A 1,428-nucleotide genomic window follows, 5' to 3' on the forward strand; every position below is an offset into this window, starting at 1 on the left:
CGCTCGAACCAACCGCTCCCTCCCGATGAACCTTACAGATCGGAGCTCGGGGGACCTCCCTCGACGAATCGAAGTGCGCGGAGAAGTTTTCATCGATGTCGGGGGTTTTCAACAGCACAATACCGAACGCGCGGCAAAAGGGCTCCCTGTGTTCGCCAATCCCAGGAATGCCGCGGCGGGCTCCCTTCGGCAGCTCGACTCTCAGGTGACGGCAAGACGCCCTCTCAAATTCTTCGTCTACGGCATCGGAAATGTCGACGGCCTCAGGGTTTATTCCCACGGAGAACTGCTTCTCGCCCTGAAACAGTTGGGGTTTCCGGTCAATCCACTTGTGCGAAACGGTCTCCGACTCAAGGCGGTTCTCAACCGATTCCATGAATTGGAGCGGATCCGCCACGAATTGCCCTACGCCATCGACGGCATGGTCATCAAGGTTGACCGCATTGAATTCCAGCAGCGGCTGGGGGACAAGGCCAGGGCGCCGCGCTGGGCCATCGCCTATAAGTTCGCCGCCGTTCAGGAAACCACAAAAGTACTCGATATCGACATCCAGGTCGGACGCACCGGGGCACTCACCCCCGTCGCACGACTCGAACCCGTCGCGATCGGCGGCGTGACCGTCAGCAACGCCACCCTTCATAACGAGGACGAGGTTCGCCGCAAGGACGTTCGCATCGGCGATACGGTGCTGGTCCAACGGGCCGGAGACGTCATTCCGGAGGTGGTCAAGGTCATTACATCCCTGAGAACCGGGAATGAACTTCCTTTTGACATGCCCCGGACCTGTCCGATCTGCGGCGCTGAGGCAAAACGCATTCCAGGAGAGGCTGTCACCCGATGCATCAACGTCAACTGTCCAGCCCAGATCAAGGGGAAAGTCCGTCATTTTGCCGCCAAAGGCGCCTTCGACATCGATGGACTGGGAAGTAAGCTTATCCACCAGTTGGTGGATCGACAATTGATCCGCTCCTATGCGGACATTTTTCATCTGGATGAAGCTGTCTTGTCGCAGCTCGATCGAATGGGACCCAAATCCGCCGGAAATCTGGTCAAGGCCATTCAAGCCAGTCGGCGCCTTCCCCTTTCCCGTTTTCTATATGCCCTTGGCATCCGTCATGTCGGTGAAAACACCGCCGAAATCCTGGCCCGACAATTTAAAACCCTTGACCGTCTCACGGCGGCATCCACCGAAGAGTTGGCCCGGATCGACGGGATCGGATTGGAGATTGCCGGCGCTGTACGGCATTTTTTTGACCAGAAGGAAAACCAGGAAGCTGTTCAGCGATTGCTGAAAAGCGGTGTCTCTCTTATAATGACGGATGATCCGGCATCGGGCCGCCTGGTGGGCAAAACATTCGTTCTGACCGGAACCCTTGCAAGCATGACCCGCATAGAAGCAAAAGCACGCATAGAAGCCGCGGGCGGCAG

Annotated in this window: 1 protein-coding gene; it reads left to right on the forward strand. The window is 57.5% G+C overall.

Annotated features, from left to right (window positions below):
* Window positions 1-25 precede the first annotated feature (25 nt).
* Window positions 26-1,428 (forward strand): NAD-dependent DNA ligase LigA (ligA, locus tag AB7S84_RS10925; protein WP_428154463.1); only part of this gene is annotated, 1,403 nt, incomplete at its 3' end.

The sequence above is a fragment of the Desulfococcus sp. genome (assembly GCF_050178255.1).
GTDB classification, from domain to species: domain Bacteria; phylum Desulfobacterota; class Desulfobacteria; order Desulfobacterales; family Desulfococcaceae; genus Desulfococcus; species Desulfococcus multivorans.